The 15010-nt window shown below is 60.2% G+C and carries 4 protein-coding genes; 1 reads left to right on the forward strand and 3 read right to left on the reverse strand.

All coding sequences use genetic code 11. The features are described 5' to 3' along the window. Positions 1-73: 73 nt before the first annotated feature. Both AC6FTP_RS14115 and AC6FTP_RS14120 read right to left on the reverse strand, forming a co-directional pair. Positions 74-3733, reverse strand: a complete 3660-nt coding sequence (locus AC6FTP_RS14115) for an alpha-amylase family protein (protein ID WP_497207558.1) — start codon at positions 3731-3733, stop codon at positions 74-76. Then, on the reverse strand, positions 3730-12054 hold the full coding sequence (locus tag AC6FTP_RS14120) for an alpha-amylase family glycosyl hydrolase (protein WP_497207559.1): 8325 nt from the start codon (positions 12052-12054) through the stop codon (positions 3730-3732). Before AC6FTP_RS14120 ends, AC6FTP_RS14115 begins: the two co-directional genes overlap by 4 nt. Positions 12055-12376: 322 nt before the next feature. Here AC6FTP_RS14120 and AC6FTP_RS14125 point away from each other — a divergent pair, with 322 nt between their 5' ends. Continuing rightward, positions 12377-14461 carry a M48 family metallopeptidase gene (locus AC6FTP_RS14125; RefSeq protein WP_497207560.1) on the forward strand — a complete coding sequence of 695 codons (2085 nt, stop codon included), beginning with the start codon at positions 12377-12379 and terminating at the stop codon, positions 14459-14461. Between the two features lie 200 nt (positions 14462-14661). Here AC6FTP_RS14125 and AC6FTP_RS14130 read toward each other — a convergent pair. Further along, positions 14662-15010 (reverse strand): FAD-dependent oxidoreductase (locus AC6FTP_RS14130; protein WP_497207561.1); only part of this gene is annotated, 349 nt, incomplete at its 5' end.

The raw sequence follows: 15010 nt of genomic DNA on the forward strand, positions 1-15010 counted from the left end.
ATGAACATTTCCGTCAAAACAAATGTTTCATGGAATACCGTTCTAGCCAATTGACCAACCGGAAGCAGGCGGGTCATGGTATGGGCGTTAACGTCACCCGCGCCTGATAAAATTTTCTGAGACCGGCAGAGTCCAGATCTGAGAACAATAGAGAGGCTCCCGTGGCTAGCTGGTTTTTGGAACTGCTTTCGTTCTCCAGCGTCCAAGACTGCAAATCTGTGCTGCTGTACACATGGTAATAGCGCCCTGAAACCGTGGAAAAGTTGACCAGAACACTGCTGCCAGTCCTTTCCACACTACCGATCACAAACCGGCTGGAGGAATCCAACGGATTCGTTCCAGCGACATCCTCGTCTTCATTGCGGGTGCCATCACCATCCTCGTCCGCAGTCGGTGCGAGGAGTTTGATGGGCGTGGTGGTGCTGGATGGATTCGGTGCGCCGACGTCACTGTAGGAAGCGGTGGATTCGATGCCGATGGCGCTGACAGCTTTCAGCGTGGCGTAGTAGGTCTGTCCGGCGACGCCGGTGAAGGTGTGGCTGGTGCCGCTCACGCTGACGTTGTTTGCGACCTCATTCCCGCCGGGGGTGGTGCCGATGCTGATGCGATAGCTGGTGATGTTGTCGTGCGGTCCGGCGTTGCTGGGCCAGGTAAAGGTGCCTTGCGTGCCGATCTGGTAGTAGCTCGTGTTCGGGGCGCTGCTCGGTGGAGGCGTCACATCGACGATCTTCAAGAATTGCGCCAACTCGCCGTCGGCGGTGATCGGATTCACGGTGCCGCCGCCGAGTGAAACAGGGATGCCGTTGCTGTAAATGTCCGCGCCAGTGCGGGCGGTGGGCCAGACATTCGCACCCGCGTTGCTGCTGGCGAGGTTGCGCACGTTGTATTGCCGCGTGGCGCTGTTTTGCAGGCCGAGCAGGCTCCAAAGCGGATCACCGGCACCGCCGCGAAGATCAAACGTGCTGCTGGTGACGAAATGTGCCGCCGAATGCTCGAAGAGGTTCGCAAAGCACAGAACCACGTCTTTCTGCGACGGTGAAGCCCCAGCCTGTTCATATTTGGCGATGGCAAAAATATTGTCAGCCGGTGCTCCGCCGCCGATTTTGAGGTCGAGGTAGTATTGATTGATGCTTTTGATCGCGGGACTGTTGAGGCGGGCCCAGTTCACGCGGCCATACCACTGCGCCATGCCGGTGTTGTTCGGCGGCGGCTGGCTCCAGAATTGCGCTTTATTCCACTTTTTGAAGTGCGGGATGCGCTTGCCGAAGTTCAGCTCGTGATCGGTCTCAAAACCATCGTAGTGCATGAAGCCGAAACTCGTGTTGTAGTTTTGAATGCCTTGTTCCTGGCCGTAAAACGTCATCGGCAGGCCGGGCACGGCGGCCATGGTGGCGTAGCGCGTCGCATTCAGCCACGCGTCGTTGTCCGGCAGGATTTCGTCATGACCGGTGATGTTGAGCAAAATGGCTCCGGTGCGGTAATTGCTGCGGCGGCTCTCCAGGGCGCTTTGGATGTCGTATTCCTTGTTCACATGGCTGGCGGTGAAGTTGAAGACGAGGCTCTCATTGAGGATGTCGAACACGCGATTGCTGCGATAGCCGGGTTGCGCTCCGTCGAGCGTTTCGGCCATGAAAACGAAGTTCCACTTCGCGCTGCGGGTTTTGTTGATGACGTATTCCCAGAGCGGATTCGGCAGCCCCTGGCCGAAATCGCAGCGTAGCGAGTCGATGCCTTTGTTATCCGCTGCGAGCCGTGCCGCAGTACTGCCAGTAGTCGAGTTTGTGAGCGAGTGGCCGGTCTGCTGGAGCCAGTAAATCGGGTAGTAGCCGAGGTAGCGCCAGAGTTTGATCACTTCGGGACTCAGGGAGTTCCAGTCCATGAAGTCGTCCTCGTTTTCATCTGGCTCCAAGCCCGGCGGATAGCTGTCAAAGCGCCACTGCGCCGAGTAGCGACCGTAGTAAAGCTCCGCCACGTCGTTCCATTTTCCGAAGTCATTGCGATCCGGGGCCACAGCTTTGTCTTTGTCAGTCAGACTGGTGAAATAGGTCGCCGCCTGGCCGTAGTCGCCGGTGCGTGAATACCAGTTTGCCGGGATCGCATTCGTCGTGCCACCCGCGAGACCGAGATCGACACCGCCCTGCCCATACACCGCATCCCAGGCCGTGTGATTCGCCACGAAGTCGAGCATCACATTGATCGTGCCGACACTGCCGCTGTAGTTGTCCGCTTTGGTGACAAAGGTCTGAAACTCACTCAAGGCCGAGGATTCCGTGTTCGCGCTGCCAAGCCAGGGATTCACCGCGAAGAAGTTCTTCGTCGCATACGGGCTGCCCGGCTCATACGGCGATGAGGTGGCAGGATCATTTTCCACACCGAGGCCGCCCGTGGGATGAATCGGCTGAAACCACAGGCAGTTCGTCTGGATGGTGTTGAAGTAATCGAGCGAAAGCGGGTCCGTGCCGTCGGTGTCGCCATCCGCCGCACCGAGCAGATCGACAAAGGTGCTGCGTCCGCCGCTGTTGTTCGCCGTGGCCTCGATGGTGAGCGGATTCAGCTCATAGAGCGTCATTTCCAGGGTCTTCTTCGGCGAGACGACCACCGCGTGATCGCGGTCGCCATAGTAGAACCACGGCCCCGTCGGTGAGAAGCGGTAGCGCACCGTCGCACGATACGCTCCGGTCTTTGTCACGGGGATCGACGCACTCCAAGTCGAGCCCGCCGCCGTCATCGCATACGCTTTATAATAGTGCATGTCGTTCTGGCCGCAGAGGTCGCGTGCAGGCGGCAAAATGCCGTCCGCGATGCCGTCGCCGTTGTTGTCTTGGTCGGCCTTTTCGCGGCGATTGAGGTTCGTCACGACTTCCACCTCGGTCGGTGCTGTGCCCGCATTGAAGGTAGCGCTGACGTTCAGCGGGTAGGATTCACCCGCGATCTCGTCGATGAAGAACTTCGTCGTCTGATACGGCCCGCTGGTGTTGTTCACGGTGAACGTCGTGATGCGGTTCACCCCCGTGATGGGGTAGTTCGCACCCGCGTTGTTGTTCCAGGAAAGCGTCAGCGCATCCGTGGCGAAGCTGCTGTGGAATTTGTCCGGAGCCGCCGTGCTGGTGAAGACATACCACGCGTAGTTTTTGCCGTCTTTGATGTCTGGAATCGTCGCCGTGGCCGAAGCGCCCGCCACCGTGGCCTGGATGACCTGCGAATACTTCCACGCACTGTCCGTGTAGCGCACATAGACCTTCTCCTCCGCCGAGGGTGTGCCGTTGAGATTGATCGTGATCAAACCCGTGCCCGCATTCCGCGACACCCCCGTGATCGCCACCGGAGCACTGCTCAGCTCCATCACGCTGATGAACGTGTTCGCGAGACCGGGGTCTTTGACGGTGAAGATGTAGCGTTTGCCATTCGTCACGCCGCCGGAGAGCTTCGCTGCCGAATCACCCACCGGCTGGTAGTAAAGGATCGCCAACTCATTCTTCGGGAAGATCAAATTGCCTCCGTAATCCTTGGCGAAGTCATTGCCCGTGACCATCTTGAAGTTGTAATCGCTGTCCGCCGCTGCTGCCGACCATTCAAAGCGAAACCACTCCGTGCTGCCGTCCGGTCCGGTGAATTTGTAGCAGTTCGTCGTGTTGAGATCCCACCCCTGGCCATCGCCGGGGAAATCGACTTCATTCGCCACCCACGCGGAGGCGGAGGAAACAAGAAAAAGGAATAGCAGAAGTCGGATCATGGCGTGACGAGGCGGGCTTCGACCCGGTAAAAGCGTGCAAGCAGCGCAGTGGGATCATTCACGGTAATGAGGGAGCCGGTGCCGAGTTGATCGGTGCCGATGGGGGTCCAACTGGTGAGGTTGTCGCTTGCGAAGACGCGATACCAGCGGTTGGGGATCGTGGGGAAGGTCACGTCGAAGCCGCTGGTGGCTTTGATGACTAGAGGTTGGTAGTTGTCGCTTTGCGAGGGGCTGAGGCCGAAGATGAATTCGCTCAGGTTGTCGTAGCGGTCGTTGTCGGCGTTGCCGGTGTTGCCATTCGCGCCGGTGCCGTCGGTGTTGTTGAGGTTGTTGGCGGCTTCCCAAGCATCGGGGAGGGCATCGCCGTCCACGCTTTCACTCAAAGTCACGCCGGTTTCGAAGCCGAGGTCGAAGGTGGCGCCGTTGGTCAAAGCGAACTCGACTTGCTGGGTTTGCGCTTGGTTGCGCATATTGAGGGTGTCGAAGGTGATGACGGGATCGTCGTCGATGGCTCCAGGGTTGTGAGTGGTGGCGGTGATGGCGCGGAGGTAGGTGCGGACGGTGGCGTCGGGGGCGAAGTTGGTGAGGGAAACGATGCCGCCGGTGTTGCTGACGTTGCCGAGATGCGTCTGGCCTTTGACGAGGAGGTTTTGCAAATGCGGGCTGAGGCCGTGGCGCTGGTAGAGCGTGGTCACACCACCGGTTAGAGCCACGCTGGCTCGCAAAGCATTCGCACGCGGCGCGAGCGTGATGGTTTTGGCGATCTTGCCATCGGCGCTGGTGAAGGTGAAGCCGTTCGTCGTGGTGGTGGCCACATACACATCGTTGTTGTAGGCGATGCTGTTGGGGCCTGCGGCATACCAGTCTTTGAAGCCGCTGGTGCGATAGCTGCCCACCGCGCCGCTGATGACATTCACCGCTCCTTCTTCTTCGGTTTCAAAGCCGGAGTAGCTGTGCGGATTGCCGACGACTTGCAGCACGCGACCGGTGGTCAAATCGCGGACGAACGCGCAGGTCATGCGACCACCGATGCGCTCGAACATCGCAAAGACGCGGTCGTTGAAGAGCAGATGCTCGTTCTCGCCGTCGAGATCGGCGTCTTCGCTCGTGGCGGAGCTGGTGTTCGAGAGCGTGGCGGCGCTCGCAGCCCACTGAGACACTCGTTGATACACGGCGGCCCAGCGGAACTGGCTTTGCGCGGCCTTGGAGAAGCCGGCGAGGCTGTTGTTGCTCGTGTCGGGATACAAATACTCGCCGGTGCTGTATTTCGATAAATCGGCCACGGGTTGATCATGGAAGGCGGTGAGCCACATCGCGCCGTGGAAAGCGTTTCGCGTCAAAAAGCCGAGATTCGGCTCCGAAACGGCCAATGTGGTGCCTACGGTCCACGCGGTGTTCGCGAGGCCGGAAACGCCGACGCGGCCAAAGGCGCCCGGAAGCGGCACCGTCGGCCTCACATTGAAGATTTTGCCATTCAGACCTTCTTCGCGGCCTGGCTGGCCGTTGAACCAGTTGTCGTAGTTTTCCTGGGTGGCGTAGTGGACGAAGTCTTTGCTCACCAGCGGCAGCGTGGGCGTGCTGCGCACCACAGCAGGCCAGACTTCAGGCGTGCCATCGCGGTTCGAATCGACCTCACCCGCGGCGATGGCCTGCGGCGTGGTGATTTGGATCCACGGCCGGCTGGCCATCCACGCGAGATTGATGTCGTAGGCATCGGCATTGGCTTTGGAGACAAAATCACTCCAATCACTGCCGAGGATCACCACCTGGTCCTGCACCGCGCTGCGGGCCTTGCGGCTCAAAAGCTCACGCAGGCTGGTGTTGAGGCCGCCATCGGTGTTTTGAAAGCGGAACTGGCTCGGCTGGTCATTGATGACGAACATTTTGAGGCCGCTGCCGCTGTCATTGATGCGATAGCCGTCATTGCCGAGGCTGCTGGTGCGGCCGTACCACTTCTCCATGTGCCGCGTTTGGTCGATGAAGGTGTAACCAAAGCCACAGGCGCTGATGATGTCGAGCGTGCTGCTGCTGAGCACACGCTCCGGCGGGTAAAACACGCTCGTGGAAGGTGCTGCGCCGTAGATCTGCGTCATCGCCGAGGCGGCATCGGCCACATTCGTCTGCGTGTAGCTCTGGGGGAAATAATTGAGGATATGATCGCTGAACGTGGTGCCGGTGAATTTCACCACGCCGCTGCTAGCGAGCGCCGTGAGGCGTGCATTCAAAGCAGGACCATCACGCCAGGGCTTGTTCACCGCTGGATCGACCTTCGCCCATTGGATGGCACTGCCGAGCTGTGGCGTGATATGCATGGCGAGCGGTGAGGCGTAAGCCTCATGCACATCCAGCGGGCGATACCAGCCTCCACTCGCGCCATTGTTCAGCAAGGCATGGATTTCATTCCCGGCCATGAGCGGGCGGCTTTCGTGCATGAGACTGGCCACTTTGACACGCTTCCACATGTCATTCGTGCCGCTGGGGCCGAACCAGGCTTTCAAAACGCTGCCGCTGCCAGCGAGCGTGCTTTGATCTCGCCAATAATCACTGGCGATGCCGTCATCGAGGATGCTGTCGCGGATGTCGTTGCGGTTGCCGATTTCGCCAGCGCCTGCGGGCGAGTTTTGCGTGCCATCTTTCGTGGTGAAGACCTGGTAGTTCAGCGTGTTGACGTTGCCATTCCATCCGGCATCCAGCAGCGCCTGTCGGCTGATGCTGATCTCCACGGCGTCCATGGCGCTGTTATACCAGCTCTTTTTGAAACCGTTCGTCTCAAACTGGCTGCGACGCACCACGCCGAAGTCCGTCAGCGTTTGATTGATGCTCGTGCTGTTGCTGGCGACGTTCGTATCGACATGCACCGCGCCGTTGTCCGTGCTGTAAGCGGCCACGCAGACTTCCCACTTCATGTTCGTGCGGGCATCGACTTGGTCCGGCAGCGCCGATTCGCCGACGCTGGGCGAGTTGAAGTCGATCACGATATAAAGATCCATCGCACTCTCTTCGGCTAGCGCCTTGAGGTCTTGAAAATCGGCACGGAAGTAAAACTGACCATCGCCACCATTCGTCACCGCGCCGCCGTCATGCGCATAGAAGGCCACGAGGTCGCGGCTGCTATCAAAGCCGTCGCCATTGCGGTAAAGGTCACTGCCTTGGTTGTTGAAGCCGTCGCCGTTGTATTCATCGAGCGCGATGAGGTCGTGGATCTGCCAGTCGGTGAATTCGCGGTTGTTCGTCACGCCACCGATGACCACTGGCGCCTGCGGGCCGATCACGATCTGTCCCGGAGGTGCAGGAGGAATGGTGTTGTCCTCGACGGGGTTCGTGCCGTTGGTGAGTTCCTGCAAATTCGTGAACAAATCGCCATCGGGATCGCCAGCCGGGCCGTTGTCGGCATTGGCGACGAGACCACGAAAGCTCACGGTGCCATTGTCGAGTGGATCGAGGCCGTAGCGCACCTCCCAGCCATCGGTGAGGCCATCGCCATCGGTGTCAGCCTTCAGCGGATCGGTTTCCGTCCAGATTTCGCCAGCGGCCCACACATGATCATTGCCCGTGTCGCCGTCGATGATCCCGTTGCCGTTTTTGTCCTCGCCCGTGCCATCGCGAGCACCATCACCATCGGTGTCGGCGTTGTTCGGATCGGTCTCGGTCCAGGTTTCGCCGGGGTCACGCACCTTGTTCGGCCAGTTGCGTGCTGTCGTCGGTGCATCACCGGGAGCGAGGCTCGCGCCGTCGCCATCGAGCCAGCCGTTCTTGTTCGTGTCCTCGATGCCGTCTTCGATGCCGTCGTCGTCGCTATCGGCATCATCGGGCTTCGTCACGGAGCCACGCAGTTGCTTCGAGCGGTCACCGCCTTCGCTGGCGGTGTTCACGCCGGGCACCTTGTTGAGGTTGTCGAGCGTGTTGTAGAAAGGCGGGTCGATGTCGCCGCGAAAGTTCGTCACGCCATCGCCATTCGAGTCGGCATTCAAGATGGTGCCAAAGTCGAATTGGTTATCCGCATCGCCATCCGTGAAGGTCTCACTGGCCTCGCCGACATCGTGAGCGCCGTTGCTGTTCGTATCCGTCCAATCGAAGACGCCATTGCCTGCACCGACGACGGGCGAGCCGTAGCCCGTATCTGAAAAAGATTCGCCGACGACGAGTGCGAGCCGCCAGCCGACCTCCAACGCGTCTGGCAGTCCATCGCCATCCGTGTCGGGATTGCGCGGCTCGGTTTTGCCAAAGGCATTCGCGATGTGGACTTCGCCGTTCGTCCACTGCTCGGCATTCGGTTTGTAGCGCGGATCGGTGCTGGGAAAGCCATTCGGCAGCGGCGTGTCCGTGCCTTCGTCGCCATCGAGCAATCCATCATCATCGTCGTCCGGGTCCGTTTCGCTCGCGGGGACGACTTGGCGAAAAAAAACCCGCGTGTTCCTCGTCTCGTGGTTTTCGTTGCCGTTGTCGAAAACGGTTGCGGTGAACTGGAATTCACCCTCCGCCATGTTGGACCAAACGAAGTCCCAATTCTTCGAACTGCCGTCAATGCTCGTCGTGGGGCCGGTGAGGGTCATGGGGCCGTTGTTGACGTTCAAAACGACCGAATCCGCCGCGACGGAGGTGGTGACGCGAATGGTGAATTTCCGCTGATCCGCCGTGGGCGAGGCCACATCCGGCAAAACGATCTCATACGGCTTGCTGCTGCTATCAAACTCCGGCGGTGTGACGATGCTGATGCGCGGAATGATGCTCGGCTCCGCCTTCACGAGTCGTGTGGCCAGCAGATCGGGATTCGGTGACGGGCGATCATGCGTGACCTCAATGCGGTGCAGGTAGTCCGGCTGATCGTTGTAGAGATTTGGCAGCGTGAAGGCCAGTGCGTGGTAGTCGCTCGTTTCGTCGTAATTGATCGTGTAGTCGGTGCGCGGATACGAGGTGTATTGATTCGTCTCGCTGGAGCCGATGCGGATGGTGAAGCGGTCGCGGAGCTGCGTGCCGCTGAGGCCATCGGCAAGCGCTTTGGAGAAGTACACCTTCATCACATAGCCCACGCCCACGAGATCGCCGTCATTCGGCGGCCAGGCGACGAACATGCGGATGTTTGGCCCGGCGCAGTTCACCGTGCGAGTGAGCGTGGTGTAGTGACCGGCCACATCGGCATCGCCGAAGTCCTTGAAGCTCTTCGACGAAATCTCACGCAGACGCACTTGGACCGTCGCGGTGCCATCAGCGGGGATGTTCGCGTAGTTAAAGCGCCATTCTTTGGTGTAGGCCACATTCGTCGGCTCCACGCTCGGCGTGACCTCCGTGGCCTTCACCCAGGCGATTCCGAGGCTGGCATCCCACACACCGTTTTCATTCAAATCGGTGTAGGTCTCGTTGGTGTCGCGGGTGCCGTTGCGATTTCCGTCCGTGAAAGGCTCAAAGCCACCGCCGTTGCCGTTTTGACTGCGCGTGATGCTGTCGTCGTTGCTCGAGCTGTTGTCGTCGATGTGATACCACACCTCCGTCACGCTTGGGTCCGTGCGCACGACCATGCCATACTCGCTGCCGCCCACGGTATCGCCATTGTTCTCCGGGAAGCGCACCTCGCCCGTGGTGCGCTGCGCATCATAATAGAAGGACTGCGTGAAGGTGTTGTAGATGCTCGCCTGACCGCTGCGGCTCAGGAAAGCACGCGCACGAATGACATGCATGCCCTCGCTGAGCCCCGTCTGCGCCACGCCATAGTCAAAGTGTGGTCGCACCGGCAACGTGGCGAGGTTCAGCGCATTCGTTTCATAGGTGGACATCATCTTTTGCTTCCGCGTCACCGCAGCCGCATTCCCTGGCCACCACGGATCATTCGCGTCTTTGGCGATGCCGATCTTGTACTTCGACGTGGCCGTGAAATCACCCGGCAGCGGCACCGCGCTCCACCAATCACTCGTGCCGCCATCGTCGTTGTGGCGATACAGCATCTCCACGACCTTCGTCGCTCCGCGACCACGCCCTGCCGCACCTTCGGGGTTCGAGCCATCCGTCGTGTAATAAAGGAATGCCTTGTAGCCACCGCCGACGCTGTTTGCCTTCACCCACATCTCATTGCGCGAGGCATCGTATTGATTGCGGGCTGGCGTGATGTTGCCCACAGGCGCGGCGGGATCGTGATAGAGAAAGGCCGCCGTATTGCCGTCGATAAACTTCGGTGCGGAGCCATTCGTGACCGTCGTGGAGGTGAAGGTCTCCGCTCCCGCACTGCCAGTGGCATTGCGAGCCGTGTCCTGCGCCGCGAAAAGCTCAGGATGCACGCGACTGATGAAATTCGGCTGCTCATAGCCCATGAACATATCGTTCGCGAGGGCAGGCGGATTATCGCGCAATGCCGGGTCCGTATTGCCAACCGGCACCGTGCCGTTCATATCGATGCCGCCGTCGAGCTTCATCAACACATTCGCTGTCGAGCCATCCGTGCGGGCTACGAAACGCACGCCACTGATGCTCGTCACTCGTGGAATGACAGCGCTGTAGGTGTAGTCCGTCGTCACCGTGTCCGCAGGCAAAACAGGTCGCGAAGCCTCAGGCAACGTGTTGCCATTGAAGGCCTTGTCGCCATTCGGGCCGTCTTTGCGCTTCACAGTGACGGTGCCAGCCTCAACCCCATTTTGCGTGATCGTGATGGGCCTGCCGCCGATGTTTTTCCAAAGCTCCGATGGATCAGGATTCTTCCACGAGAAGAGGAAGTAGCCGCCCGCTGGCAACACCGTCGAAGACAGCTCCTCTTTGAATTTGTAAAAGCCGCCGCCGTAGGTCGAGTAGTTGTACAAATAGGCTCCTGTGGGGAAAGCGCTCGTGAAGCTGCGTGCGGTGCCTGCGCTGTAGTTGTCGCTCAGCATCACCAGCAGCGTCACCGCATCCGCATCGCTCATGCCGGGATTTTCGCGCTTATCGAGCCGCTCCCACACCACGACATCCGCATCGCTGAAGCGACCGAGCTGATAGCCGCGAGCGAACTGATCATGCACATACAGCAGGTTCGGCACGCGAGCGTCATTCCACTGACCGAGGAACGACGTGTTGGCATGACGCGGAAACGCGCCACCGCTTTCTCCCAGCGTCTCCGCCTGATAATTGCCATCCGTGTAGAGCAACCCGAGTCCCTGACGCAGGAAGTAGAACGCATGCTGCAGCTCTTTGCGGGCCGCGTAGTCGTTGTCATGGCTCTGCGCATGCGTCACGCCGATGTCCGCCGCAAAGCCGCCGACACCCGCCCAGTCGTAGCCTTGCAGCCCGCTCGAAGGATTGCCCAAACGGCTGTTGAGCTGGCTGCGCAGGTCATTATCGACCAAACGCATGCCTGCGTCGATGTACGGCCCGTAAGCCGGAGGTTCGCCGAGATGCTCGCCAAACAGCATCGCATCATCACGACCGCCATCGAGGCTGAAAACCGTGTCGCGATGGTTCGCATCGCTAAAGCCGCGCGTGATGTTGAACTGCCGCTGCACCTGACCCGAGTAGCCGTAGTCGCTCGAATCCTTGTCCACGCCAAACGTCGCCCCGAAGAAATCCGCCTTCACATGCTTCACCGCATCGAGACGAAGTCCGTCCGCCTTCGTGCGATCAATCAACCAACGCGCTGCACGATTCAGATAATCCTCCACCCGCTCTTCATAGAAGGCCTTGTTCGCATTCAGCAGCTCCGTCGTGATGCCATTCCCCGGCCCAAAGCCCACATACGTCCCATTGGGCAAATAGCAGTATTGCTCCGGGCGCAACAGATCACGCACAAACTTGATCTTCGGAGCCGTGGAGCCTTCCGTGAGGCCAAAGTTATTGTTCGTCGTCCCCGGCTCCTGCGCGATGTCGATCAGGTCCGCCAGCCCCAGATTCTGCACCTGCCACGCATCACTCCACGAGCGTGTGTTGTCCCACTTCCGGTAAAACCCATCCTGCGTCTTCCGCAGATGAAAATCCTCTGGCACGAGGCCCGGATAGATGTCGATGGGCGTGTTCTCATTGTATCCCGGCACATCGAAAGCGCGGTGATTCATGATGTTGTCAAAATACACGCGAATCCCAAACCGATGCGCCACCTCCACGAGCCGAATCAACTCCGCCTCCGTCCCATACCGCGTCCGCACCGAGTTCCGCTGATTCTTCGACCCCAGATCAAACGGGTCCCACATGTCATACCCGACCGACAGCCCGCCGGAGCCTTTAGTCGGCGGCGGCAGCCAAAGCGACGTATAACCCGCCTCCGCCAGTTCCGGCATCTTCGCCGTGATCTCCGCCCACGAGGTATTGAAGTACTGCAGCATCGTCTCCGCGCGGGCGACAGTTGCCGTGAAGATCAAGAGAGTCACAATGACCGCGAAAGCGTTCTGGAGTGCTCCAGTCCTCTGAAGCTTTCGAACGTCGCCAAGCCACCGGAGAGCGCCGGAGGCCCGGCGCACTCCAAGACGCTGCCGCGCAGGTTCGGGCTGGTTGGGGAAAGGCATGGTTGGGATGGTTACTACTGCAGGACCTCGACTATTGCGATCCGGCCAGACATTGAAGCGACGGGGCCTGCCCGTCTTTTGGTGATCCGTCTATTTTGACTGTTCCCTTCTCGGAGAGTTGTCGAGGGAAGAGATCCCATATTGACGGCTCGTCGGGGAGTCGCTAGGAAAGTGGCGATTTCTCCCGATGACTGACACCTATTCCTCATCTCCAGAACAGGCCTTCACGGGTGGTATCCGACCTGCGAAGCTTTCTTTTTTCTACCAAGGCGGGCTGGGGATCGTGGCCCTGACGATGGTGCTGCTGCCGGTCATCTACATCGCCCTGATCATCGCGATGGGCTGGCTGGTGTGGTGGCATCTGCTGAACGACACGATGATGTTCGAGAACTTGCACGGGCGGGCGACCCTCATCGCGCTGGTGCTTTATCTGGGTCCTGCGGTGGTCGGGGTGATTTTCATTCTCTTCCTGGTGAAGCCGTTGTTTTCACGTGCCCCGAAGCCGCCGCCGCCACTGAAGCTGCTGGAGGCGAACGAGCCGCAGCTTTTCGCCCTGGTGCGGAAGGTCTGCGAGGTGGTGGGTGCGCCGGTGCCGCGTGAGATCAGGCTGGATGCCCAGGTGAATGCCTCGGCAGGATTCCGCTGGGGCTGGCTGAGCTTTTTCACCCATGATCTGGTGCTGACCATCGGGCTGCTGATGGCGGCCGGGATGACGATGCGCCAGCTCACGGGAGTGCTGGCCCATGAGTTCGGCCACTTCGCGCAGGGGGCGGGGATGCGGTTCAGCTTCATCATCCGCAGTGTGAACGGCTGGTTTGCCCGCGTGGTGTATGAGCGCGACCACTGGGACGAGCGGCTGGAGGATTGGGCCACCACGGAGAACCTCTGGCTGAAACTGGTATTTCTACTGGCGAAGGGCGGCGTGTGGATGGGGCGGAAGGTGCTGTGGTGCCTGATGCAGGCGGGTCATGCGATCAGTTGCTTCATGTCCCGGCAGATGGAGTTCGACGCGGACAGCTACGAGGCGAAAGTGGCGGGCAGCGACGAATTTCCACGCACGGCGGAGCGCCTCAGACTGCTGAGCGTGGCGCATGGGGCGGCGATGAACGACGCCTACCAAACTTTCCAGACGAAGGAGCTGCCGGATGATCTGCCCGCGCTCGTGGTCTGGCGCGAGAGTACGATGCAGGAGAAGGTGCGTGGGGAGATCGAGAAGGCGGTGCAGGAGTCGCGGACGGCATGGAACCACACCCACCCCGCCGATGCGGACCGTGTGAAAGCGGCGCTGGCGCTTCAGGAGCCCGGTGTTTTTCACCTGGAAGCACCTGCGGCGGAGCTTTTCTCCGATTTCACCTCTCTGAGCCGTGCGGTGACGCGGGACCACTTCCAGCACCAGCTCGAGGTGCCGCTGGACAAGGTGCAGTTCCGCAGCTCTGCGCGGATGGTGCAGGATCGTCAGGCGGCGGATGAGGCCGACCGAAGCGTGGATGCTTTTTACGGCGAGCGTTTTCACTTCCTGCGGCTGAGCCCGCTGGACCTCAACAGCCCGCCGAACGCGGACGAGGCCCGCGCCCGGATGGAAGAGCATGGGCCGGCCTATGATCCACTGCTGAAGAAGTATGTCGGACTGGAGACCAAGCTCCTCAACCAGACGGTGGGAAGCGATCTGCTCAAAGCCAAGTTCACCTTCCCGAACCCAGGTGAATTTGATCTCAGCGCCAACACGGAAGTCGCTGCTGCCGCAGATATGCAAAACAGCCAACGGCAGCTGAACGAGCTGAAGGTGCCGATGCAGCCCTTTGAGCTGGCGGCGGCGCAACGCCTGGCTGCCGGAGTGAATCAGCGACTCGCTCGTGGTGATGATGCCATGTTGCAGCATGTGATCACCGCCCAGAAGCGTCTCTCCGAGGTGCTGCCACATTTGATGCAGGCTCAGCGGGCGACGCGGTCACTGGATCTGTTGTTTAACAATGCCTCCAACCACAACGATGGTGTGATGCTGGAACGGATCGCGCGGGGTGTGGCGCAGCGTGTGTCCGTGGCGGTGCAGCAGGCCATCAGTACGCTCGGGGATGCCGCGCACCCCTACATGGAGGGGCATCCGCCCATCGCCGGAGCCCTGCGCCTGCTGGAGAAAGGCGACAACGACTTTGCCCGGGCCTACAAGCTCTCCCAAGTCTGCTCCGATGCCCTCGTGCCGCTGCTCGTGAGGGTGACAGGGGACCTCTGCAGGGTGGCTTTGGCCGAGGAATCAACCGGCACGCCGGGTTGAACAGGCTTTTGTGGGGAAGCTGGGACTTGAAGATGCGGAGACGCCGCCCAGGGGATTCGCTTCGCGGCTTCGCAGGTGCGGACCACCTTGCTGGCCTCCGGCCGGCGCCTTGAGGCTGAAGGGGTTGACGATTCGGACACCGTCGAAGTCCTGTCCATGACTGAGGTCTTCAGAGTGGGGCGCGGTGCAGACGAGGATCTCTACACCCGCTGCCCCATCGTCTTCAGCTTTGCCTCACTCTCGCTCCACGCGACTTCGTGGGGCAGGCGCTTTGATAAAGCAGCAAGTGCGGCGGTGACGCCAGCGGCTTCACCCATGCCGACGGCGTTTCCGGTCACGCGGTAACTGGAGTGCGCGATGAAATCGCCGCTGATGCAGCGTCCGGCCATCATGAGGCCATCAATGTCTTTGGCGATCAGTGCTCGCAGCGGGATGTCGTAGGGCTTCATGTCGATGGGCTTGGGCATGATGGCGTGCTTCTTGTTGTGATCGGCGCTGAGGGCATGCACGTCGATGCCGAAGGTCACGCGTGTCACCGCGTCGTCATGC

The sequence above is a fragment of the Prosthecobacter sp. genome (genome assembly GCF_044378005.1).
Classification (GTDB): domain Bacteria; phylum Verrucomicrobiota; class Verrucomicrobiia; order Verrucomicrobiales; family Verrucomicrobiaceae; genus Prosthecobacter.